Raw genomic sequence first — 24563 nt, 5'->3', positions numbered from 1 at the left:
TAGATCTCGAATTCTACTTTTACTGGTAATAAGGCAAATTATGGTGGAGCTATTGTTAATACTGGTTCTAATGTGACTGTGGGTAATTCTACTTTTACTGGTAATAAGGCAAATTATGGTGGAGCTATTTATAATGCTGGTTCTAATGTGACTGTGGGTAATTCTACTTTTACTGGTAATAATGCAACTACTATTGGTGGTTCTATTTATAATAAAGGGAGTATGGCTATTTTTGGTAATGTTATGGGGAATAATATTGCAGCATTAGCCAATGTGATTTATAATAATGGCACTATGGGTGTTTTGAATCTTACTTTCTTAAGTAATTCTACTTGGGTTGTTAAGAATGGTTCTACAATCACTTTGTTTGCTACTTTGACTGATGATATGGGTAATACTGTTACTGGTCAGAATATTAGTTTTTATCTTAATGGTGTTTTATATGAAAATGTAGAAGTTGTTGAAGGTAAGGCTAACACTACTTATTTAGTTACTCAAGGGCCGGGATCTGTTATTCCGGTAACTGGTGATTATGAGGGACATGAAAATTACACTATTTTAGTTAATAATGGTGAATTATTAGTACCAATGCCTACTAGTATTAGTATTAATGTGCCAAAAGAAGTTAAAGTTGGAGATACAGTAACATTGGTAAGTAAATTAACTGATAAAGATGGAAACCCAATAGCTAACGCTACAGTAGACTTCTACATAAACGGTAAAAAAGTAGGATCAGCTAAAACCGATGCAAATGGAATAGCTAAATTCAACTACAAATACACTAAAGCAGGAACATACACTGTCACAAGTAAATATGCTGGTGATGAAATGTATCTTCCAAGTAGTGCTAGTAGCCAAACAAAAGTTTCAAAAGTACTAACAAAAATAACAATCCAAAAAGATGGCAATAAGATTATAGTAACTTTGACTGATGAAAATGGAAATTTCCTTGAAGGTAAGACCATTTATTTACATATGAAAGGTAAAGTTATTAAGGTTGGTGTGACTAATCAGTATGGTCAAATTATATTTGAATATGATGGACCGACTGGTACTTTAAAAGCATCTTTTTTAGGTGATAATCAATTTGCTCCTTCTAGTGCTAGTATAGACATTTCTAATAATAATCCAAAAGCATATACTATTAACAAAGCAGAAATGAAAAACACTGGAATGCCTGTTGCACAAGTTCTAATTGCAATATTAACCATTTTCGGATTAATATCATATAAAAGAAGAAAATAGTATAATTATATTTTTTAAGGGATATTTTTTATCCCTTTTTTTATACTTTTTTTTATATAATTTTTAGATATTTTATAAATGTCCAATATATGTTCATGTAATTACATTTTATTATTTTTAAATAATGGTCATTTAGTCCACTTTTTAATACTAAATGAGAAATTATAGGTTAATTTAATATTATAATTATAGAATGAGTATTGTATTCTGTTTATTTTATTATTTATTCTTTATAATTCATTTTTATATTCTTAATATAATGATTATTAATTTATTTTTTTATTATTGAAGAAATTTAAAGTACTTTCAATTTTTCATAGTTAAAAAATTTGATAACTTCATTTTTTACTTATTATTTTATTTTTTTTATAGACTTGTTATTGTTTTTGGTTTTCATGTTTATATTTTTCTTTGAAAATATTTATTACAAAACAGTTATATTTATATATTATCATATCTTAAAATATATTATAGTAAAAAACATATTACATATTCAATTTGTGGATTGTCTGTTTTTTTCTTGTTTCGTTTAATTTAGGTTAAACGAAGTATTTGCTATTTTTTCACAATAATTAATATAATATTGGTTTATTTTCATACCAAAGTATTCTATTAATTATAAATTATTATTATTTATTAAATGTTTTTTATATAATTTATTTTTTTTATAATGAAATTACTCCTTATTTTTTTAAATTATGGTTATTTTTTCTTAAATTTATTTCGTTTAACCTAAATTTAACGAAGTTAATTTTTTGCAGTGAAATAATATTATTCTTTGTTAAAAGAGGAATTTTTAAAACTAATTGTTTTAAATGGCTATGCGTTATCAGATTTTTTTAGCTATTAATATAATAAATTGTTATATTGTTGTGTCTTATTTATTAATGATGAAAAGGTTATCAATAAAAATTATTATAAATTATTTTTATTTTTTTGAGTAATTTTTTCATGATTAATGGGATTATGAAGAGCTTTATAAAAAAATTTCTTTGAGTAAATGCTCTTTTTTTAATGTATAATATTGTAATGGGCTGATGATTTTATGTGGAGAGTTTTATTACCTATTTATACATTAATGTTGGATTTTGTTAATCAAAAAAATGAAATTTGTAATGTGATTAAAAGATGATAAAAATGGTATGTTCTTATTAAGGAATTTTTTTTACATATATCACCCTCTTGAATTCTTTTTTTTTAGGAGGATCATTTGTTTCTTTCTTTTTTTCACATTTAAAATTTCAAAAATAAGTTTTAACCCTATAATGGGGGAGGTGAATAAAATTTTAAAAATCAAAAAAATAATAACTCATACTTTAATTATTGTAGGTATTATTTTGTTAGCTGTAATTAGTTTGCAAGCTGGTTTTGCTGCTACTACATCTATTGATAACTCAACTGCTGGTGGTGGAATAAGTAGTGGACTAACTACTTCAAGCCCTGGTGACATAATAGAACTCGCCGAAGGAACGTACAAAGGCAACAACAATACAAATATGACAATTAACAAAAATATTACAATTCAAGGAAAAACAAAGGACAAAGTCATTCTCGATGCACAAGGACTATCAAGAATATTCACAATAAACAATAACTTGAATGTAACATTTATAAACATAACATTTATAAATGGAAATGCAGGTGGTGTTAATGGTGGGGCAATTTGGAACAATTATGCTGGAACAACAATGACATTCATAAATTGTACATTCATAAATAATACTGGATATTTAGGAGGTGCAATCTATAATGTTGGTAGTAATGTTTCTGTATTAGATTGTAATTTCATTAATAATAATGCTTCTACTGGTGGTGCAATAAGGAATGGAGGTATTAATTTTAATGTGATTAATTCTACTTTCGAAAATAATAATGGGGTTGCTAGTTCAGGAGGATTTTGGTCTAATGGAAATGATGTGGCTGTAATTAATTGTACATTTAATAATAATAAAGGAATAAATGGTGGTGCAATAACTATCAATACTGGTAGTAATGTGAGCATAATTAATTGTACATTTACTAACAATTCGGCAACAAGAAATGGTGGTGCAATATCTACTGCTGGTAATAATGTGAGCATAATTAACTGTATATTTACTAACAATTCTGCGATAAATAATGGTGGTGCAATAAGTAATGCTGGCAATGATGTAATTATTTCTAATTCTAGTTTTAATGAGAATAAAGGATCTAATGGTAGCGCAATATTCAATTATGGTGAGAATGTCACTTTGGATAATAACAACATCACTGATAATTATGGTAATAATACTATTTTTAATAATGTTAGTGGCTCTATGAATATTAGTAATAATAATATTTCTGATAATTTTGGGGGAGATATTGTTAATAGTGGTATAATCAATGGTTCAGGAAGTGTTAATAATGTTCAGTCGGATTTAGCTATTAATACTAGTGTTTCATTTAATAAGGTTACAATAAGAGTGAAAGCTACTGATAAATGGGGTAATGTTATTGTTGGAAGACTTATTAGTTTCTATGTTAATGGAAAATTAGTAGGATCTGCAATAACCAATAGTGACGGTATTGGTGAGCTTGTCTATACTGTTTCAGCTTCAGGAACATACACCATTCTCGCTAAAATGAATGAATCTGATGAATCTGATAGCTTTATAACAAGAATCTATTCAGCTAACACCAGCACAATAGTTAAGATAGTATTAGAAAAGGATACTGTTATAACAGTTTCTGCACCAACTATCAAGGAAGGTAAAAAAACCAACATAAAAGTAACCCTAAAAGACATAAACGACAACATACTCAAAAACAAAAAAATATCAATAACAATCAAAGGAAAAACATACACAGCAACAACTAACAACAATGGAATAGCTGTATTCAATATCGCTGGATTAAAAGGTGGAAAACATACTGTAACAGCTAAATTCGCAGGAGACAATAACTACAAATCATCAAAAATATCAAAAGTGCAAAAAGTCAACCCTAAAACCAACCTAGGAATTGTATCAATTAAAAAATTGTCTTTTAAGAAAAGAGTATCAACATATAGAGTCACAATAGCTAATAAAGGAAGTTTAAAATCTAAATCTACTACTTTGGCTCTTTTCCATATGAGAAACGGAGTTAAAATCAAAACCAAATACATCAAAATCAAATCAATAGCTCCAGGCAAAAAAATATCAATAATCGTCAGCTATTTCCCAGACAAAGCAAACCACAGATACTGCATAGCACACTTCCAAATCGATCCCAAAAACAAAAACAAAGAAATAATACTAGCTAACAACAAAAAATCAATTAGCCTAAAACACTAAAACGAAAATAATATAAAAAAAATATTTTGAAGGATAAATTAATTTTTATCCTTTCTTTTATTATAATTATATAATAAATGCAGAATAATATAATCCAGAATAAATAAAAAATAATAAAATAAAAAAAGAAATAATAATATTTATTTTATTTAAGATTTTTCATGCATAGTCATTAAGAATTTAGCTAATGACACTATATCTAAACGATTGTGTTCAATGATTGGAATCAATGGGCCAATATTTTTTTCTTTTAAATAAGTATCATAATAACCAGGAATATGAGATCCTGGAACATCATCTACACGGTTTATGTCGAAGATATTCTTTTCAATTGTGGTTAATTTACAATTTGGTAATTTGTCTTTCCAAAGATCTCTTGCATAATAAATTAAATCATAGTGGAAAGGTTCGACATTATTTTCAATTTGATAATAATTACATCTATTTTTAATGAAAGGAACATCAAAGCTAGCACCATTATATGTAAAAAGTGTAGAATTTTCATCAATATGAGATAAATATTCTTCTATAACAGCTGGTTCTTCGACTTTATCCCTAAGAAGATATTGTGTTGAGGTAATATTCTTTCCTTTTTTATCCATTTCAGCTACACCAATGAGAATAATTGGAACATTGGAAAGTCCAAGAGTTTCAATATCCATAAATTTAAAGCTATCATAATCAAGGTCTCCTGCACATTTAAGCATCTTACCTTTACTTTTACTGTTCTTTCGAATGAGATTAAATTTATCCCAATGTGAATCAGATTCAAGTTTTTCAATAGCTTCTTCTGCATGTTCACAATATTTTTCATGTTCAAGTAGTGAAGGGATATCTGTAAATCCTGCTTCTTTTAATTTTTTTTCTGTAGCTGGACCAACCTTTGGAATTAACTTTAAATCACACATAAGTTCTTTTTTAAAGTTTTTATTATCAAGAGAAAAGTCAATTTTTTCTTTTTTCACAATTTTTAAAGTTTCTCCAGAACTATTTTCTATAACTTCACTTCCTTCAATATCTTCTAATTTTTGATCTTGATATTTTTCAAGTAATGTATATTTTAGCTTTATAATAGGATTTTCAGAGTTAGTTCCTGAATTAGCATGAGCTTTAGCTATTGTTTCTTCAGAAGGTGCTGCTGAAGTTAAAGATTTCGATAAAATTGATTTTAACATATCTTGTTTATGATTTTCATATCTTTTTGATGTCATCGTTATTATTTATTTTGTTTATATAATTTAAAATTATTGTTTACAGATATTTTAGAATTATTATTTGTATATATTATATATGAAAAATAGCTGATTTTATATGTTTAAATAATTCATATTTTTTTAATAACTTTAATTTTTTATAAAATATTTTTATATTCTATAATTACTAAACTATGAATTATTTTGTTATATATAAAATTTTTTTATATTTTTTATAAATAAACTAAATAAGTAAAATAATTAAAATAAATAAATTAAAAAAAATGAATAAATAAAATGAATTTAAAAAAATAAGTAAAATAAGTGAATAAGTAAATAAATAAAGTAAATAAAATGATTAGGTATATTGAGCTAATCTTTCTATTCTTTTTAGCATATCTGGATGGGTTGAGAATAATTCCATCATTTTTGCACTAGATTTAATATTTACTTTTTTATATTTTAATTGAGATAATTCACTTGCAGAAATGGATCCATCATTATCAATGTCTAATTGGGATAATTCTTTAATGTCTTCTCCTGCATTTGAAATATCATTTAAGAAAAATGCTTTTACACCTTGAATATCTTTAACTTCTTCTTTTGGAGATTTTGAAGCACCATTAACCAGTTTATATAATGCTGAAGCTAATTTTTCAGGCTGTCCACCTATTTCAATACTTCCTTGATCTGCATAATATTCTCTTGTTCTGGATATGAAAAGAACAATTAATTGACCTAAAAAATAAGCAACAAGTGCTAAAATACCTATTATAAATCCTCCGCCGTTTCGACTATCTCCACTAAACATGAATGAAAGAGCTATATAATAACAGATTAATGGAACAGCACTTACTAATGTAGTGACTGCCATATCATTATGTTTAATATGAGATAATTCATGTCCAAGGACAGCTTTTAACTCTTCTTTATTTAAAGTATTTAAGATTCCTCTTGTAACACATACTCTACCATCTTTTTTGGTTCTACCAAAAGCAAAAGCATTTGGAACACTAATTTCAGAGATTCCAACTTTAGGTTTAGGAATTCCTGCTGTCATAGCTAATTCAGTTATCATTTGATGGAGTTCTGGAGCTTGTTCTTCTGTAACATATTTTACTTTCATTGTGGCTTGAACAATTGAAGGACCAATCAAGTATTGAATAAAGACTACACCTAATCCCACCAATGCAAATAGCCCGTAACTTCCGCCATATCCTAGTAAAGTTGCAGCTAATATGATAATGGCATAAACTAAACCGAATAATAGGGCCATTGCTAACCATAATCTCAGTTTAAGTTTCCATGTATTGGATATAATATTAACACCTCTAATTATCATTATTTATTCTATAATAATTTTTATAAAATTACATTGTATCATATATACTTTTATATATATAAACTTATTGTTACTTATTGTTATTTTAATTTTTATCTTGATAAATTTGAAATATTTTATCTAAAATCGATAGTTTTTATAATATATTTAAAAATTAGCTAATTCCATTTGGATTAATCAATTTGAATCATTTTTTAGCCCTATGGATGATGAAAAATTTGAAAATTTCTTTAAAAAGTTTATTATTTGATTAATATTATTATATTATGGAAAATAAGCTATAATTAATTCAGATGTTTATTTATTTTTATTATTTATATATTATTATTTATTATTATATATTATATGTTTTTTATTTTTTATTCATTTTATTTTTTTATTTATATTATTAATTTGTTAATTTTAATTTTTTTCATGATTATTTTTATTTTTTTTCTTTAGTTGTATATGGTGATTTTGTTTTATTATATTGTTTTTGTTTATTTGTATTGTTTATATTTGTTATTGTTATTTTTTATATGTAGTAAAATTTATATGCTATTTTTGTTATATATTATTTGTAAGTATTAATTATTATAATTTTTTTAATAATATATGGGTGATTTTTAAAATTGAATTTTTAAAAAGGTTGGAAACATGTCTGATGAAATAAATAACTTTGAAACTTGTGTAAATTGTGGGAAGTCATTAAAAGAAGATGAGTTAGAATTTTGTGAAGATTGCGAAGATATGATTTTGGAAGATGATTTTAGTTATTTTCCTGGAGAAAATATATTAAAAAAATATTTGTATAAAGTTAAATCTAAAATTGATTTTAAAAAGTATAGTTTAAGTATTTTTGGTTTATTTGGTTTAATGGTTTATTTTATATCTAATATCTATTTTTTGGAGAATTTTTATGGAAATTATTATTATGAGCTAGTTTTTATTTATATGTGGATTAGTATTGTCTTAATAAGTATGGGGTTATTTGGATTTGTTTACTTAAATATAAATCGTTCGAAAGCTTCTGTTTTATTAATTGTAATTGGTTTTATGATATTTTTGATAACTGGTGGGTTTTATTCATTTTATGAGGATATTTTAGTTTATATGCAATATATCGGAGCTTTGATAGTTTTTGCAACGGGAGTTATTGGATTTGCTAATTAGGGAGGAATTTGTGTATTAATATTGATTTAAAAATTTTATTGTTTCTTTTTTAGAAAAAAATATGGAGTAGATAAAATTAATATTAAATTTTCTATATCAACAATAGTAGGCTTAATTGGATCAATATTAGGAATTATAGCATTTATTACGTACTTTCAAATATATTTTACTTTTGAATTAAGGTATAATGATTTTGAAGTACTGATTGGAATATTACTTATAGCTGTTGCGATAATCTCTTCCTTCTATGTAAATAAAAATAGTAAAAATGGATCTATTTTATTAATAATAGTAGGATTTTTAATTTTTCTTTATTCTGCAGGATTGCCTCATATACAATTTCTTGAAAATGGATATTATCTTACCAGTGATTTTACATATTTTATAGCTCCATGGGACTTATTATACTTAGCAGGTATTTTATTATTTATTGTAGGTATGAGTAATATTACTACAAAAAGCGATAAATACATAAAAAAGAGCGAAAAATGAAAATATAAAATTATTAAGGGGATTTGGATTTTTATGAATAAAAAGATTTTAGTATATGTTGCAATTATTTGTATTGTTTTAGCTATTGTTGCTTCAATTGCTTTTGGAGTTTCTAATCAAAAAACTCAGATTGATAATAAGATTATAAGTGCTACAATTCATGGGGTAGCTATTGAAAATAATAGTAGTAATCTTATGTTGGGTTGGATGAAAGTGTATCATGATGAGGATAATGGAGTTTATTATGATTTTTTAATGGCTGATTCATTTAATTTTACTAAAAAAGGTGTTATAAATTTGATGAGTTCTGAGAAACTAGCTACTAAAGAATATAATGATGTCCAATGGGAAATTTATTATTCAGATCCAAATTCTTTTAATTTGAAATATGAATTAAGTAAAGGTATCTCCACAGATCGATCTGGGTATCTTTGTTTTGCTTCTGGAAAAAATGGGGATTATTTTGTAACAGTTAGTAGTGGAGCTGTTCATTCTAATAATTCTATAGATACTGATTTGTTTGAAAATTATGTTGAACCATTACTTAATAATATTACTTTGAAAGACCCTGAAAATCCACCAAAAGAATATAAAATTTTAAATTCAACTAAAGAAGAGTATGATTGGATTAATAATTACATTAACCAAAATGGATGGGAAGCAATAAAAGATTATATGTCATATTAGATTTACAATCATTTTTATTAAATTTATATATTAAATGTTTATATTTATTAATTAACTTTAAATTATTTGTAATTTTTTAAAAACATATTATTAAATCGGATGAATTAACTAAGTGAGAATTTTTTATTTTAAAAAAATAATTAGGTGATGAATAATGAATAAAATTAGAAAAATATTAATTTCAGCTACTTTAGTTATATTTCTATTTTTAATTGTAGCTAATGTGTCTGCTGCTGATTTGGTTGTTAATAAAAATACAACTCACAGTGATATTGATAATTGGATGAAGAATAATAGTACTGTTAAAGGTAATAATCTTATTTTTAATACTAGTAAATATGATTTAACTGATACTATAAATGTTTCTAAATCTGTTAATATTAAAAGTAATGTGAAAACTCAAATTAATTTCAATAAAAATAAAAATATGTTTAATGTTTCAGCTAGTGGGATTACATTTTCTGGGCTAACACTAAATCATAATGGTAAAGGTAATTTTAATTTAGCAGCTACTGTGATTTTTTCAAATTCTTCTAAATCAGTTATTAATTTTAAAAATATGAATTTTAATTTAAATAATAAGTATTTAATTGCTATTGGAATTATAAGTTGGAAAGGAAATGTTACTAATTCTGTTTTCAAATCCAATGATGTAGATAATATAATGATTGCTGCTGTAAATTGGACAGGTAATGTTTATAAATCAACTTTATCACTATTTAAATTTAATTCTGGAATAGGTGTTGGTAAATGGTTTGGAAATTTTTCAAATAGTAAAATATTTTTAGGTAATAGGGGTTTAGGTATTATTGGTGCAAATTGGACTGGAAATTTACTTAATTCGAATATAACTTCTAATAAAGTTGCTGTAGGCGTTTTTATAAATAAATTGAATGGTAAAATTTCAAATGTAATAATAAATATTAAAGGTTTAAATTCTTATGGTTTAACACTTAATTCTTCATCAAAGGGAAGTATTTCTAAAAGTACTATTTTTGTTAAAAAAGGACAAGCTGTTTTAATTCCTAAATCAGTTAAAATTAGTAAAGTTAAAGTAAGATCTTCAAAATCTTGGGAAGATATTGCTATTATTGGTCCACGTGTATATGCACAAAGATATGTTTTATATACAAACTCTAAAAGTCTTCTTTATAAGTTTAGAGTTTATAATTATGGTGAGTCTAAATCTAAAGTTTCTTATTTAACTTTAAAAATTGGGAAATATAAAAAGACAGTTAAAATTAAAGCTTTAAAACCAGGAAAACCAGCAATTGTTAAAATTATAATTCTTAAATCATATGAAAAATCTAAAAAGACAGTTTATACTACTTATACTAATGCTGCTGGTGTAAAAACAAATTCAAAACCATGGATTATCAAATAAAAATAATATAATTATTAGTAATATTTAGTTAAATGTTTTAATTCATTTTCTATTTATTATATTTTTATTATTTTACTATTAATTCAATAATTTATCTATTTTATCTAATAATTATTTATATTTTATATTTATATTTATATTTTTTATAATTTTATTTTTTTATTTTTTTATAAAATAAAAAATAAATAAATTTAAAAAATCAAAATTTTAAAAAGAGCTTATTCAAATTTAATAAATCCTTTAGGATTAAATTTATAGTTTTGTAAAGTTATCTTATCTTCATTAGTTAATTCATGTTCTTTTGTTGGATGTATTGGACTGCCTTGTTTTCCATAGATAACTCCGGATATTTTTTTAGGTCCTAAAAACTTCCCAGCATTTCCATTTATAATAACTGTTCCTTTTTTCATTTCAACAGCTGTAAAATCATCGCAGTTTCCATCAATAATAACAGTGCCTCCGTTTAAAAGAGCTGCTGTATTATTTCCACCATTTCCATTAACTCTAACAATACCTTTTTTCATTAGAATTCCTGTTGAAAGATCAGCATTTCCATTTAAAATAACTTCATAATCTCCATCTAATCTAGCACCTAAAGTGTCTCGAATTAAACCATCATTGATTTCAAGTTTCTTACTATATTTACTTGCTCCAATTAACTTTACTTTTGGTTTATCCATTAATAATTCTGTAATTGAAATAAACTTTTTATATCCTTTGACATCAGATTTAACTTCTACAAGGTTTCCAATGGGATCAGTAATCTTACCACTAACATAAATATTTCCCTTTCTCATACTTATTCCCATTCTACTAGCTACATTTCCATTAACAAAAACATCTCCAACTTCAATTGCAGACCCAGTTCCACCAAAGTAAGCTAAATCAACCCCCATACTTGAACAAAGTCTATGTCCAACATCTCCATTTATTTTAACTGAATATCCTTTTTTTAAGTGTTCAACTATATCCTGAAAAGTATAATTATTGTTTGGAATTTTATCAGTTAGTTCCATCTTTTCTCCTTTATGATTCCAGTAAAAATTATATGTAAAATCACAAAGACAATCAACAGCTTGATCAATATCTAATTCAATGATATTTTCATCTACAATCTTGTCTTTTTTCTTTAATCCAAACATAATAAATCCTCATATGTTTATATATTCATATATCCTTAAATTATTAATCAATATATAATTTTATCAATTTTATATTATTATTAGTGGATAATTGTATAATTTATGAATATTTTTTTTATATAATAAATTATGAATATATTTATTTTTATTATAATAAAAATTTTTATAATAAATTTTAATAAATTATAATAGATTATAATAGATTATAATAAATTTTAATAAATTATAATAGATTATAATAGATTATAATAAATTTTAATAAATTTTAATTAGATTTTAATAGATTTTATATATTTTAATAGATTTTAATAGTTTTATAATTTTAAAGTATTTTAATAGATTTTTTATTCATATTTATAGCTTTTTTATGCAATTTATAAAACTTATAAATTATTTTTCATGAACTAGGAAAACATTATTTTAAATTAAATTAAATACAATGAATACAATAAATAAATATACAGAAAAATATAAAAAATATATTAATTTATAGATTTACTAAATTCATTAAATTTATTAATCTATTAATTTAATCTATTAATTTAATTTATTAATTTAAAATATAAATTAAAATATAATTTAAACTATTAATTTAGAATATTAGTTTAAAATATTATATTTAAAAATTGTAAAATCGTAAGTGAAATCTTAATTTAATTATTTAATAATTTACTCTTATTGCTGGTGATTGAATGAAAGGACCTTGGGTAGAGAAATACAGACCACAAAAGTTAGAAGATGTTGTTGGCCAAAAACATATTATTGAACGATTAGAAAACTATGTAAATGAAGAAGGAATGCCAAATTTAATGTTTACAGGTCCTGCAGGTGTTGGAAAAACCACAACTGCACTTGCTTTAGTTAAATCTATTCTTGGAGAATATTGGCGTCAAAATTTCCTTGAGTTAAATGCTTCTGATGCAAGAGGTATTGAAACTGTAAGGACTAATATCAAAAATTTCTGCCGTTTAAAACCAGTTGGAGCTCCATTTAGAATTATTTTCCTTGATGAAGTGGATAATATGACTAAGGATGCTCAACATGCACTTCGTCGTGAAATGGAGATGTATACCAAAACAGCTTCATTTATACTTTCATGTAATTATTCTTCAAAAATCATTGATCCTATTCAATCAAGATGTGCAATATTTAGATTTGCACCAATCAAAGGTCAAGATATTGTTAAAAGATTGGAATATATAGCAGGTGAAGAAAATGTTGATTATGATGATACAGCTCTTGAAACTATAGTTTACTTTGCAGAAGGAGATATGCGTAAGGCTGTAAATCTTTTGCAAGCTGCAGCTTCTGGTGAAGAAAAGATAACTGAAGATAAGATTTACGATGTTGTTTCAAAAGCTAAACCTAAAGATATCAGTGAAATGGTTACTAAAGCTCTTACTGGTGATTTTATGGGAGCTAGGGATCTTCTTCGTGAAACTATGGTTTTACAAGGAACTAGTGGGGAAGATATGGTTAATCAAATCTATCAAGACGTTACTAAAAGAGCTATGGAAGGTAATATGGATAGTGAAATTTATATAGATTTGATTGAAGCTATTGCAGATTCTGATTTTAGAATCAGAGAAGGTGCTAATCCTAGGATTCAGCTTGAAGCATTGTTAACTAAATTTTTATAAATTATGTTGATTTATTTGTGATATTTAGATCTATTAAAATTAATTATAATAAAATTCGATTTTATTAGTTGTATTTAAGTTATATAAAGTTTAATATGCTTTAATATATTTTAATATATTTTAATATATTTTAATATGCATTAATATGCATTAATATACTTTAATATACTTCATTATACTCTATTATACTCTATTAAATTTTATTATAATTTACCACATTTTATTATAGATCTTTATTGTAAATGTTTAGTATAAATTTTTATTTTTAAATAAAGGTAAAAAATATGCGTTGGACAGAAAAATACCGCCCTAAAACGTTTAAAGACATTATTGGGAATGGTAAGCAAAAAAAGGAAATTGAAGCTTGGGTGAAAAGCTGGAAAGAAGGGGATCCTCAGCCTTGCTTATTACTTGTTGGACCAGCTGGAACTGGAAAAACAACCTTTGCTCATGTAATAGCTAATGAATTTTCTGATTTCATTGAGTTAAATGCTAGTGATAAACGTTCATATGATATTATTATGAATACTGTTGGAGAATCTGCAACTACCAAATCCTTTTTTACTACTGACAATAACAATCATGATGACCACAAACTAATCATTCTCGATGAAGTCGATGGAATTCATGGGACTGATGATAGAGGTGGAACTAGGGCTATTGGGAAGATTATTAAAGAAAGTATTCATCCAATTGTCATGACAGCTAATGATTTTTACAGTAAAAGACTAACAAGTATTAAACCAAAATGTAAAGTCATTAAAATAGGAAAAGTCCATACAAACTCTATCAATGCATTACTTAAACGTATTTGTGCTAAAGAAGGAATTGAAGCTGATCCTGAAGCAGTTCGTGCTTTAGCTAAAAATTCTAATGGAGATATGCGTTCAGCTTTAAACACTCTACAAGTTATAGCTGATGAAACTAAAAAACTTCGAATGGAAGATTTAGAGATTGTTTCTCAAAAGGATAATACAAACAATATTTTTGATAGTGTAAGAAGAGTATTAAAAAGCAAAAGTATTGATAAAGTAAAGAATTCTCTTAGATTAGATGAAGATCCAACTCTTGTAATGGAATATATAGCTGAAAACATTCCTAGAGAATATGAAAAACCAGAAGAAATCAAAAAAGCTTATGAAATGATAAGTGAAGCTGATTTATACTTTGGAAGAGCACAACAAACTAGAACTTATACATATTGGAGATATGCTAGTGAGTTTATGGGTGTTGGTGTAGCTATAGCTAAAGATGAAACCTATAAAAAATTCACAAGACTTACAGGAGCTATGGCTTTCTCTCTCATGGGTAGAACAAGAGGAAAAAGAGCTCTTAGAGATGGTATTGCTGAGAAAATGTCTGAAAAATTACACATGTCTAATAGTGTAGCTATTTCTATGTTTCCTTATATGGAGATAATGTTTGAAAACGATGATGTTGCATATGATATTTCTCATTTTCTAGACTTTGATGATGATGAAATAAAACGATTTAGAAAAAAGAAAATACCTAAATCAGTTATTAATAGGAAAGAAAAGGAAATCAGAGAAGAATTAACTAAAAATAAAGAATTAGCTAAATCTGAAAGCCATTTAAATGAAGTTGTACATATAAATTCAGGAACTTTAGCATTTGATTCAAAAACTAAAAAAGAAAAAATAAATGATAAAATCAAAGAAGAAAAAGCTGAAGAAAATAAAGAAGAAAAACCTGAAAAAACACTTAAAAAAGAATTAAATGAGAAAACAACAGAAACAACTAAAATAACTGAATCATCAGAACAAACAACTTCTGAAAAAGAAAAAATAGAAACAAAAAAGGAAAAAAAATCAGAAAGTTCTGAAAATAAAGAAGATCAACCAAAAGAGGAAAAACCTAAAAAAGCTCAAAAAGATGTTGCTCAAAAATCATTATTTAATTTTTAATTTTTATTAATTTTTATTAATTTTTTTATTTATTTCTATATTTTTTTATTAATTTTTAATTTTTATTAATTTCTTTTATTATATAGTATAATACGAAACTTTTATTATTAATGAGTTATATATTTATTTATCATAGTTGATAAAAGTAAGATTATTATTGAAGATTATTGATAATATAAGAGATAAATAAACTTATAAATGGTCTTAAAATAGAAATTAAACAATGTTATTTTAAAAATAAATAAACTTTTATTGGTAAAAATTGGGGTGATTTTTTCTGTATAATTGGTTTTATAATTTTCGTATTTTTAGCTAATTTTTAGTTATATTATATAATTAGCTTATTATTTGTTTTTTATTAATGAGAAAAAGATTTTTTAAAGATTTTTTATATATAAATTGTTTTTAAGTATCTTTTTCTGATTAATAATAACTCAAGAACTTTATAAAAATTTTTTATGTAAATTTTATATATATGTATTTTGTTATTGATTAATCAAAAAATTAATAATAATTAATTTAAAGGGGGGGGTAAAATTTGTTTATGAAGCATAAATGTGTTGCAACATTTTTGATTTTAATGTCTTTTTTGTTATTGTTTAGTTTGTCAAGTGTTAGTGCTGGAACTTATAATTTGAATAATTCTAGTTCTACTACTGATGTTCAGGATATTATTTACAATGATAATGATTCTGATTTGGTGATTAATCTTGATGAGGGGGATTATAACTTTGATCAGATCAATATTAGTCGTAATGCCACCATAATTGGTAAAAATAAGAATAATGTTCGAATTTCTGGAACTGGTACTTTATTTAATATCACTAGTCAGAATGTTAAGTTTATTAATTTAACAATTAGTGGATATCAAACAGCTATGATGTCAAATACTGGTAAATTATCTATTATAGGTTGTAATATTAGTACAAGTGGTATTAGTGTTGACGTTGAGGGAGATGGTGATTTATCAGGTATATCAATAGAAAATAATACTATAATTTCTTCTATTGGTACTAATTATCGTGGTGCAGTTTATATCTATTCACGTAATTCTACTGTTGGTGTTTCTATAAAAAATAATAATATTTTAGCTAATACTGGAAGTGGTGATGGTCTACGTATAGATGTTCAATATTGTAATAATTCAATACTTATTGAAAACAACAATATTACAGGAGCAAATGATGGTGTTGATTTCGATGGACAATATGGCCACAACATCATTATGCTTACTAATAATGATATTACAGGGTCATCAAGACGTGGTTTTTACTTATATTCAGGCCATGCTAACAATACTCTAACTGCTACTAACAATAAGATCAGAGCACAAGGACATGGTATTTACATTTTTGATTCTAGGACTAACCATAATAATAATTCTCTTTCCATTACTAATAATGACGTTACATCATCCACAACTGATAGTCTTTATTTGGGCTTAAGGGAGTCTAACAGCAATGTAACTATTATCAACAATAATTTCACAACATTAGCGACTAGTGGTGATACAGGAGGTATTTATGTAGATGCAGAGTATAGTAACAACAATATAACTATTACTAACAACAACATTACAGGATTAAATCGTTCTGGTATTTACTTAAGTTCATTTAGTAGTAACAATACTATTGTTATTTCTAATAATATGATTACTGGAATGGTTTATGGTGTTCTTTTATCTGTTTATGATAGTAATAATACCATAACCGTTGTTAATAATGATATTATAGCAATGGAGAATGGTGTTTTTTTAAATGCATCTAATAGTACTAATAGTATAAGTTTTCTTTGGAATAATATTACTTGTATTGATGGTTTGTATGCTATGCATATATATTGTCTAAATGAGTTTAGTGGTTTATCTTTGTTCAATAATACTTTTACTAGTAGTGTTGGTTTATACTTTGAATTAGATGATGCTACTTTGAGTAATATTCATATTGTTAGTAATACTATTAATACTAGTAGTATGGGTATTAGTATTGATGAGTTCAGTCCTAGTTTTGTCAATATGACTGTTAATTATAATCGTATTTTGGCTGTTGAGCTTGGTTTGCTTTTTGCAACTACTGATGCTGGTAGCAGTTTTGATTATAATTGGTGGGGGCTTAATGATGCAGTTAGTATGATTTCTGGTTTTGATACTAATAACCATTATATCTTGAATATTACTAATCTTAATAATTTTGCTATTGTTCGAGTTGGTGATACTCTTAATTTTGTATTATTGGTCTTGAATACTACTCTCACTAATGAAGGCGTAGAAAAAATGCCTTACTTTGTGATTAATGGTACTTTTAATGGCTTAAATTTCAGTAGTAGTCGTGATGATCTTTTCATTACTCAGTTCAAAATCCAAAATGTTGGTTTACAATCAAGTAATGCTTCACTTGATCAAGAATTTGTATCATTCGAATTTAATGCTATAAAAAGTAGTGTTATAATCACTGTTGATGATATAACTGCTGAAAAAGGTAAAAAAGTTAGATTGGTAGCTAAGCTCGTTGATCAAAATGGTAAGCCATTGGCTGATAAAAAAGTTAGCTTTTATATAGCTGGTAAATACATTGGAGACGCTATAACTAATCAAGAAGGAATAGCTACTTTAGATTATATACCAGAGAACACTGGAACTTTTCAAGTTACTGCAATATTTTTAGGCGATAAACTTCATAATCCTAGTGAAGGTATTGGTATTTTAACAATCCAAGATAATCTAGATAATAACGACAATGATAAAAACAATTCAGATAATAATGACAATAATAATGACAAAGACAATTCAGATTATAATGTTAAAGCCACTATGAAATCTACAGGAATACCAATAAACTTACTAGTGTTAGTATTGTTAAGTTGTTTAGGAATGGTAATAAGAAAAAAACAATAATATAAAAATATTTTGAGGATAATATGATTTTTTATCCTCTTTTCTTTTTTTAAAATAAATAAGTATATATTTATCCTCAATATCTTCAAAATGAATATTGAAATAATGATCTTTATTATTATCTAAATATTTCCAATAGGAATCATTTTAGCAATTTTTAAACTAATTTTACCATGAATTCTATAAGTATTTAAACAATTTAATTATAATCATAAAAATATTAAAATTTTATAATTAAAAAGAAAAAAGATAAATAGGTGCTTAATGATAATAAATTATTATGATGATGGAAAATGAGCAGAAAATACTACACAGCTTAAAAGAAAGTAATTGTGAGTTGGAAAATCTTATGAAAATCACAGGTTTAAGCAAATTTGAAGCTGTTAATGGTATTAGAAATTTAATATTATATAGCTATATAGAATTCGGCCCTTGTTATGATAAATTAATAAAACAAATATAATCAATTAAAATGAATAGAATTATGGATAGAATGAAATTATAAATCTTTATTTTTTCTTAATTTTATTGCATTTAAATAAAAATCAAGTTGTTCTTCTTCTAATTCATAAATCATTTTAATAAATGGATTTAAATTATTATTAATACCATATTCTTCTAAAGCATCATAATAATTGTTTTTATCTTTCGTTTTAATTGATATTGGTAAAAAATCATTTTTAACTAATTGATAATTCATTATAATTCTTGATATTCTACCATTACCATCAGTAAAAGGATGTATTCTAACAAATTCGGCATGAGTGTATGCTGAATATGCTATTTCATTGAAATCATTATTTTTTAATTTTTTAAAGAATTCATTTAATTCAATTTTTGCAATAATTGGACTTGGTGGGGAATGCTTTGCACCAGTTATTCTAACATCAATATCTCTATATTCTCCACCTTCCATAATATTTTCCATTAGAATTCTGTGAATTTCTTTTATTATTGTTTCATCTAAATTTTTCCCTTTTTTAATAAGTGTTTTAACATAATTCCAAGCTTTTTCATGATTAACTATTTCATATACTTCTCTTAAATCTTTTGAACCTACAGAGATTTTATCTTCAAGTAAAAGTTTAGTTTCTTTTAAAGTTAAAGTATTTCCTTCAATAGCTGTTGAATCGTGAGTAAAATTGATATTAAAATCAGTAGTATAATTTTCTAAGATTTCTTTACTTAGTAGATGTATATTATTTTTAAGTAAATTTTTTTTTTCAATTAGAACTTTGTATTTATCTGTCATTCAAACACAGTCCTTATTTCAATTAAGAATTTTTTCATTCATCAATGATTTTCTATTAATTTTATTTAATTTTTATATAGATTTACAACTTATTTATTTTATGTAATTTTATATAATTTTTTAATTTTTATTTATCTATTATTTTCTAATATTCTGATTTTAGTAGTATTTCATCAATTCATCAAATTCAGGATTAGCTGCAAATTCATCTATGAAATCTTTCATATTTTTGATGAATTCTTTTTTTCTCTCTTCAATATTTTCTATTTTAGAATAATCTTTCTTTAAAGTTAATATTAACTTTATATCATCAGTTTCCAACTCTAATTCTGGATATTCAAGTTCTGGTAATTCTATTTCAAGATTATCGAATTCTTCTAAATCCATAAATAACAACTCAAATAGTGTTTTTGTAAGTATTTTTGTATAAAGTTAATTGAGGAATTTTATTTTTCAATGTATAATTTTATCATAATTATTTAAATTTATATAAATCTTGTTTACTAAATTTGTATCTAATAGATTATACAATATACAATAGAATATACAATATAATTTTTAAGATATTTTTTAATATAATTTTTTAATGATTTTAAAAATTTTATTAGTTTAATAAATTATTTATTATTAAAATTATCTCCCTAATTGTTGATGAGCTCTAGCTAAATGTCCAGCAGCTAATGCTCCAATCAATGATAATTCTCCAGCTAAAACAGTAGCTATTACTATTTCTGCAAATTTTTTAGCTTTTCCAGAACCTACTACTCCTAAAATTTCAAGAGATTCTTGTGCTGTTTTAAGACTTGTTCCTCCACCAACAGTAGCTATTGGTAAATCGGGCATGGATACAGAGAAATATAAATCCCCATCTCTATCTTCTGCAGTAGTGATTCCAAGAGATCCTTCAACGACATGGGCAACATCTTGGCCAGTAGCTAAAAATATAGCTCCAATCATATTTGCATAATGCGCATTAAAACCCATACTTCCACTTGCAGCTGAACCAAGGAGATTTTTTGCTACATTAACCTCTACAATTGCTTCTGCTGTGGTTTTTAACTTATTTTTCACTATTTCTGCAGGAATAACTATATCAGCTACCACAGTTTTTCCTCTACCTTCAACTAAATTAATTGAAGATGGTTTTTTATCAACACAGACATTACCACTGAGTGCAATTATTTGAGCTTCACATTCATCTAATAAAAGTTCAAGAACCTTCTCAGTAGCTATGGTTACCATGTTCATACCCATACTATCTCCAGTAGAATAAACAAAACGAGGATAAACATAATTTCCTACAATGAGAATTGGATCAATTTTTATCAATTTTCCATGGCTTGTTGTTGTTTCAGCTATTTCTTTTAAGTTTTGGAAGTTATTTTCAAACCATTGTTTGATTTTTACAGTTTCTGAAGCTGATTTTGCTTTGATAACAGGAGCTCTAGTCATTTTATCATCAATGACTCTGGTGTTTACTCCTCCTGCTTCGGTTATTGTTGAACAACCTCTATTTACTGAAGCTACAAGGGCTCCTTCAGAAGTAGCTAATGGAACATAAAATTCATTATTATTAGTATCACTATTTTTAATATACTCTCCATTGATTTTTAAAGGACCAGCTACTCCAATTGGGATTTGAATAGTTCCAATAGGATTTTCAATATTTTTTTTCCCAGCTGATTCCATATCAAGAGAGTATTTAGCTATTGTATCAAGATTTGTATTAGAAATTTCTTCAATAAACCTTCTTCTTGTGTCTATAGCTTCTTCAACTGATGAAGTATGTTTTTCAACTTCATAAAGCTTTATTTCACCATTTTTGAGTTTTTGGATGATATTATTAGGTTCCATTTTTTCACAGACAGTATTTAAAATATGATTATAAATCTTTAATTAATTCAACTATATCTGAAGGTTTTTTAGCTACATTAACACCAGCTTGTTCAAGAGCTTGCATTTTACTTTCAGCTGTTCCTGCACTTCCTTCAATAATAGCTCCTGCATGACCCATTCTTTTTCCAGGAGGAGCTGTAATTCCTGCAATATAGGAAACAACTGGTTTAGAGATATTTTCTTTAATATATTCTGCAGCTTTTTCTTCTGCATTTCCACCAATTTCTCCAATCAGCACGATTTTTTCGGTTTCTGGATCGTCTTCGAATTTTTGTAGAATTGTAGAATAGTCTGTGCCTATTACAGGGTCTCCACCAATACCAATACAAGTGCTTTGACCTATTCCTGCTCTTGTTAGCTGACTAGCTACTTCATATGTTAAAGTTCCACTTCTAGAAATAACTCCAACATTACCTTCTGAAAAAATATGCGTAGGCATTATTCCCATTTTTCCAGCTTTTGGAGATATTAATCCAGGAGTATTAGGTCCAATAACAATAACATTCTTCTTTTTTGCATATGCCATTATTTCCATAGAATCGTGAACTGGTATATGTTCAGTGATTATCACAACAAGATCTAAATGTTTTATAGATTCGAATGCAGCATCCTTTGCATAAGGTGCTGGAACAAATATTATAGAAGCATTTACATCAGTATTTTCCTTAGCTTCTTCTATTGAATCAAATATTGGAACTCCTTGAAATTCTTGCCCACCTTTTCCAGGAGTTACACCAGCTACAATATTAGTATTATATTGAAGCATTTGTTCTGTATGAAAAGAACCTTGTTTTCCAGTGATTCCTTGAACTAAACATTTTGTATTTTCATTTAATAGAATCATTTTTACCCTCATTGCCCTTATTTATAATTTCAATAATTTATTTTTTATTCACGGATTAATTATATTAGTTATTTTTATTAATTATTTTAAATTAATTATCTTAAAATTCTTGTTCTTTCTTGGAAAGGAACTGCTAAATCAATAACATTGCCATTCATAAAAGCTGTAGCTGAAAAAATTACACTTCCAGGTATTACATTAGCTGGTGTTCCTCTTTCCACAAGATATGTATTTTTATTTCCACATGCTGCACCAATCATAGCACTAGCAACTACACCTACAGACTCAATATTTTCAATAGTAGCTACTATAACTGGATCATCGGTATCATTTGAAACATAACCTACACCAGGGATTTTTCTTTGCTTTCCACCTAATTTATTACAAACATCAGTAAGCCCTGGCATTCCACTACCTGCATCAATGCAAGAGTTAGCTACATCTTCTACAAAACTTTCTCCTCCATATGTATCAAAAGCAATTATTATTGCATCAGGATATCTGTCTTGTCTGATTTTTGCTTCTGCATAAGAAATTCCTTCTCCAGCAGTTTCTGGATTAGATGATATTCCACCTACATCACCGATGTCTTCAGCATTATTCCTTAAAATATTCACAATTTCTTGATTAATATCTTCAAGTAATTCATCTTCTACAAAAGCTGATATTACTATATCATCACCAGTGATATTGGTTAAAGCTGCACTATGAGCACCTTTATCTACTAGTTTTGAAATATCTCTTTCAATACTATTTGTGAGTGAATAACTACAAGAAACATCATTAATAGATATATCTGCCCCAATAGCTGTTACCTTCAATTTAACACCAAACTATCTTTTCAATATATAAAACATATAATTATATTTTTTAATATTCTATTTCAATAATTTATTTTTCATTAATTTTTATTAATTTTTAATAAATTTTTTATAATTATATTTCATTATAATTATATTTCAATAATTATATTTTTATAATTTATTTTTTAATAATTTTATTTTAATTAATATAATGATATAATATTTATAATAGTATAATATTTATTAATTGTTATTTAAATACTAATTGATTTAATATTAATTTCATATCTAGATTCAGAAACTTTAACACAAAGTAATTTTACTAAAATTTCTTAAGTTGAAACCTCAGAGAATTAAATAGCAAAATTAATTATATAAGAAAAATATATTTTATTTTTTATAGAAAATTTAGTAAATTATTGTAAATTAAAATAATAATACTGAATAAAATACCAATATTAAAAATATTAAAATTATAAATAAATAATTAGAATAATTAAAATAAAATTATTAAATAAATAATTTAATTATATCTCATTTTATAAAAGAGGAAGAATATTGATTTCAGAAACTAAAATAGCTATTCCTATAATGCAGAAAAATACAGAAGATATTATTAATACAGCTAATGACTATATTAAAAAAGGAGCTGATCTTCTTGAACTTAGAATAGATGGAATAGTCAATGCTGATTCTAACACTATTAAAGAAATTATAGGGGAGATAGCTTTTCCAATCATTGCTACTAATCGTAGTAAAGATGAAGGAGGTAGTTTCGTTGGAAGTGAAAGAGAAAGAATTGATATTCTTAAATCTTGCTGTGGTTTAAAATATGTTGAATATATTGATATTGAGCTTCAAACAGATTCTTGTCTTAGAAATTATATTTTAGGTAAATGTGAAGATGTAGGAGTTAAAACTATTATTTCTTTTCATGATTTTGAAAAAACTCCTCCTGTAGATGATTTGCTTGAAATTGTAAAAAAAGAAAGATCATTGGGAGATGTAGCTAAAATAGCTGTTATGCCTAAAAATCTTGAAGATACTATTAGTGTTTTAGCTATTATGTCACGTTGTGAAAATACTATAGCTATTTCTATGGGAGAATTAGGAAGTTATACAAGAGTAATGGCGTCTAAATTTAATGCACCTATTACTTTTGCAACAGGTGGGGATGTAACAGCTCCTGGTCAAATCGATATTGAAACTATGAAATTAATGTTGAATATGGACTTAATGGATCACGATGATTTATTGGAAGATATTTAAACTTTATGTATGATTTTATGTATTTTTTATTTATATATTGTATTTAAATAACTATATTGTATATTTATTTAAATAAGATAGTAAACATTATTATATTTGAAAATATTA

At 25.4% G+C, this 24563-nt stretch carries 19 protein-coding genes; 11 read left to right on the top strand and 8 right to left on the bottom strand.

Features of this window, described 5'->3' with window-relative positions:
- Window positions 1-72 precede the first annotated feature (72 nt).
- Both KQY27_RS09320 and KQY27_RS09315 read left to right on the top strand, forming a co-directional pair.
- Window positions 73-1245 carry an Ig-like domain-containing protein gene (locus KQY27_RS09320; protein WP_224424845.1) on the top strand — a complete coding sequence of 391 codons (1173 nt, stop codon included), beginning with the start codon at window positions 73-75 and terminating at the stop codon, window positions 1243-1245.
- Between the two features lie 1274 nt (window positions 1246-2519).
- On the top strand, window positions 2520-4541 hold the full coding sequence (locus KQY27_RS09315) for an Ig-like domain repeat protein (protein WP_224424844.1): 2022 nt from the start codon (window positions 2520-2522) through the stop codon (window positions 4539-4541).
- A gap of 149 nt (window positions 4542-4690) precedes the next feature.
- Here KQY27_RS09315 and KQY27_RS01690 read toward each other — a convergent pair whose 3' ends face one another.
- Both KQY27_RS01690 and KQY27_RS01685 read right to left on the bottom strand, forming a co-directional pair.
- Window positions 4691-5752, bottom strand: a complete 1062-nt coding sequence (locus KQY27_RS01690; protein ID WP_224424843.1) for a ribonuclease H-like domain-containing protein — start codon at window positions 5750-5752, stop codon at window positions 4691-4693.
- 340 nt (window positions 5753-6092) lie between these two features.
- Window positions 6093-7052, bottom strand: a complete 960-nt coding sequence (locus KQY27_RS01685) for a zinc metalloprotease HtpX (RefSeq protein WP_224424849.1) — start codon at window positions 7050-7052, stop codon at window positions 6093-6095.
- A gap of 660 nt (window positions 7053-7712) precedes the next feature.
- On the opposite strand from KQY27_RS01685, the gene KQY27_RS01680 reads away from it, so the two are divergent.
- The 4 genes from KQY27_RS01680 to KQY27_RS01665 all read left to right on the top strand — a co-directional run bounded on the left by KQY27_RS01680 (window position 7713) and on the right by KQY27_RS01665 (window position 10791).
- Entirely contained in the window at window positions 7713-8228 is a 516-nt protein-coding gene (locus KQY27_RS01680) for a hypothetical protein (protein WP_224424842.1), read from the top strand.
- A 324-nt stretch (window positions 8229-8552) separates the two neighbouring features.
- On the top strand, window positions 8553-8720 hold the full coding sequence (locus KQY27_RS01675) for a hypothetical protein (protein ID WP_224424841.1): 168 nt from the start codon (window positions 8553-8555) through the stop codon (window positions 8718-8720).
- 33 nt (window positions 8721-8753) lie between these two features.
- The gene (locus tag KQY27_RS01670; protein WP_224424840.1) at window positions 8754-9407 is read left to right on the top strand and encodes a hypothetical protein; all 654 of its coding nucleotides are present in this window, start codon (window positions 8754-8756) and stop codon (window positions 9405-9407) included.
- A 154-nt stretch (window positions 9408-9561) separates the two neighbouring features.
- A complete protein-coding gene (locus KQY27_RS01665; RefSeq protein WP_224424839.1) occupies window positions 9562-10791 on the top strand; it encodes a hypothetical protein in 1230 nt (409 codons plus the stop codon).
- A 218-nt stretch (window positions 10792-11009) separates the two neighbouring features.
- Here KQY27_RS01665 and KQY27_RS01660 read toward each other — a convergent pair whose 3' ends face one another.
- On the bottom strand, window positions 11010-11933 hold the full coding sequence (locus tag KQY27_RS01660) for a hypothetical protein (RefSeq protein WP_224424838.1): 924 nt from the start codon (window positions 11931-11933) through the stop codon (window positions 11010-11012).
- Window positions 11934-12625: 692 nt separating this feature from the next.
- On the opposite strand from KQY27_RS01660, the gene KQY27_RS01655 reads away from it, so the two are divergent.
- The 4 genes from KQY27_RS01655 to KQY27_RS01640 all read left to right on the top strand — a co-directional run bounded on the left by KQY27_RS01655 (window position 12626) and on the right by KQY27_RS01640 (window position 18854).
- The gene (locus KQY27_RS01655; protein ID WP_224424837.1) at window positions 12626-13573 is read left to right on the top strand and encodes a replication factor C small subunit; all 948 of its coding nucleotides are present in this window, start codon (window positions 12626-12628) and stop codon (window positions 13571-13573) included.
- A 284-nt stretch (window positions 13574-13857) separates the two neighbouring features.
- Window positions 13858-15498: a replication factor C large subunit gene (locus KQY27_RS01650; RefSeq protein WP_224424836.1), complete on the top strand. Its 1641-nt coding sequence runs from the start codon at window positions 13858-13860 to the stop codon at window positions 15496-15498.
- Window positions 15499-16042: 544 nt separating this feature from the next.
- Entirely contained in the window at window positions 16043-18391 is a 2349-nt protein-coding gene (locus KQY27_RS01645; protein WP_224424835.1) for an Ig-like domain-containing protein, read from the top strand.
- Window positions 18392-18677: 286 nt separating this feature from the next.
- Window positions 18678-18854 (top strand): hypothetical protein, encoded by a 177-nt coding sequence (locus KQY27_RS01640; protein WP_224424834.1) that lies wholly within the window; start codon window positions 18678-18680, stop codon window positions 18852-18854.
- Between the two features lie 36 nt (window positions 18855-18890).
- On the opposite strand, the gene KQY27_RS01635 is transcribed toward KQY27_RS01640, so the two are convergent.
- The 5 genes from KQY27_RS01635 to KQY27_RS01615 form a co-directional block, all read right to left on the bottom strand.
- On the bottom strand, window positions 18891-19643 hold the full coding sequence (locus KQY27_RS01635; RefSeq protein ID WP_224424833.1) for a Fic family protein: 753 nt from the start codon (window positions 19641-19643) through the stop codon (window positions 18891-18893).
- 159 nt (window positions 19644-19802) lie between these two features.
- Window positions 19803-20030 carry a hypothetical protein gene (locus tag KQY27_RS01630; protein ID WP_224424832.1) on the bottom strand — a complete coding sequence of 76 codons (228 nt, stop codon included), beginning with the start codon at window positions 20028-20030 and terminating at the stop codon, window positions 19803-19805.
- 246 nt (window positions 20031-20276) lie between these two features.
- Window positions 20277-21497 (bottom strand): hydroxymethylglutaryl-CoA reductase (NADPH), encoded by a 1221-nt coding sequence (gene hmgA / locus KQY27_RS01625; protein WP_224424831.1) that lies wholly within the window; start codon window positions 21495-21497, stop codon window positions 20277-20279.
- Between the two features lie 28 nt (window positions 21498-21525).
- Window positions 21526-22383 carry a succinate--CoA ligase subunit alpha gene (sucD, locus tag KQY27_RS01620; RefSeq protein WP_224424830.1) on the bottom strand — a complete coding sequence of 286 codons (858 nt, stop codon included), beginning with the start codon at window positions 22381-22383 and terminating at the stop codon, window positions 21526-21528.
- A 95-nt stretch (window positions 22384-22478) separates the two neighbouring features.
- On the bottom strand, window positions 22479-23204 hold the full coding sequence (locus tag KQY27_RS01615; protein WP_224424829.1) for a hypothetical protein: 726 nt from the start codon (window positions 23202-23204) through the stop codon (window positions 22479-22481).
- A 540-nt stretch (window positions 23205-23744) separates the two neighbouring features.
- Between KQY27_RS01615 and aroD the strand changes: the two genes are divergently transcribed.
- Window positions 23745-24455 (top strand): type I 3-dehydroquinate dehydratase, encoded by a 711-nt coding sequence (gene aroD / locus KQY27_RS01610; RefSeq protein ID WP_224424828.1) that lies wholly within the window; start codon window positions 23745-23747, stop codon window positions 24453-24455.
- Window positions 24456-24563: the final 108 nt, after the last annotated feature.

This window comes from Methanobrevibacter sp. TMH8, from assembly GCF_020148105.1.
Lineage (GTDB): Archaea > Methanobacteriota > Methanobacteria > Methanobacteriales > Methanobacteriaceae > Methanobinarius.
This window is presented reverse-complemented; position numbering and strand designations above follow the sequence as displayed.

Bases quoted from the DNA above. Each gene is read 5' to 3' on its own strand.
- KQY27_RS01650 (WP_224424836.1), top strand. From the start codon at position 13,858: ATGCGTTGGACAGAAAAATACCGCCCTAAAACGTTTAAAGACATTATT.
- KQY27_RS01670 (WP_224424840.1), top strand. From the start codon at position 8,754: ATGAATAAAAAGATTTTAGTATATGTTGCAATTATTTGTATTGTTTTA.
- KQY27_RS01645 (WP_224424835.1), top strand. From the start codon at position 16,043: ATGAAGCATAAATGTGTTGCAACATTTTTGATTTTAATGTCTTTTTTG.
- KQY27_RS01665 (WP_224424839.1), top strand. From the start codon at position 9,562: ATGAATAAAATTAGAAAAATATTAATTTCAGCTACTTTAGTTATATTT.
- KQY27_RS01655 (WP_224424837.1), top strand. From the start codon at position 12,626: ATGAAAGGACCTTGGGTAGAGAAATACAGACCACAAAAGTTAGAAGAT.
- KQY27_RS01690 (WP_224424843.1), bottom strand. From the start codon at position 5,752: ATGACATCAAAAAGATATGAAAATCATAAACAAGATATGTTAAAATCA.
- KQY27_RS01660 (WP_224424838.1), bottom strand. From the start codon at position 11,933: ATGTTTGGATTAAAGAAAAAAGACAAGATTGTAGATGAAAATATCATT.
- KQY27_RS01640 (WP_224424834.1), top strand. From the start codon at position 18,678: ATGGAAAATGAGCAGAAAATACTACACAGCTTAAAAGAAAGTAATTGT.
- KQY27_RS01680 (WP_224424842.1), top strand. From the start codon at position 7,713: ATGTCTGATGAAATAAATAACTTTGAAACTTGTGTAAATTGTGGGAAG.
- hmgA (WP_224424831.1), bottom strand. From the start codon at position 21,497: ATGGAACCTAATAATATCATCCAAAAACTCAAAAATGGTGAAATAAAG.
- KQY27_RS01635 (WP_224424833.1), bottom strand. From the start codon at position 19,643: ATGACAGATAAATACAAAGTTCTAATTGAAAAAAAAAATTTACTTAAA.
- KQY27_RS01630 (WP_224424832.1), bottom strand. From the start codon at position 20,030: ATGGATTTAGAAGAATTCGATAATCTTGAAATAGAATTACCAGAACTT.
- sucD (WP_224424830.1), bottom strand. From the start codon at position 22,383: ATGATTCTATTAAATGAAAATACAAAATGTTTAGTTCAAGGAATCACT.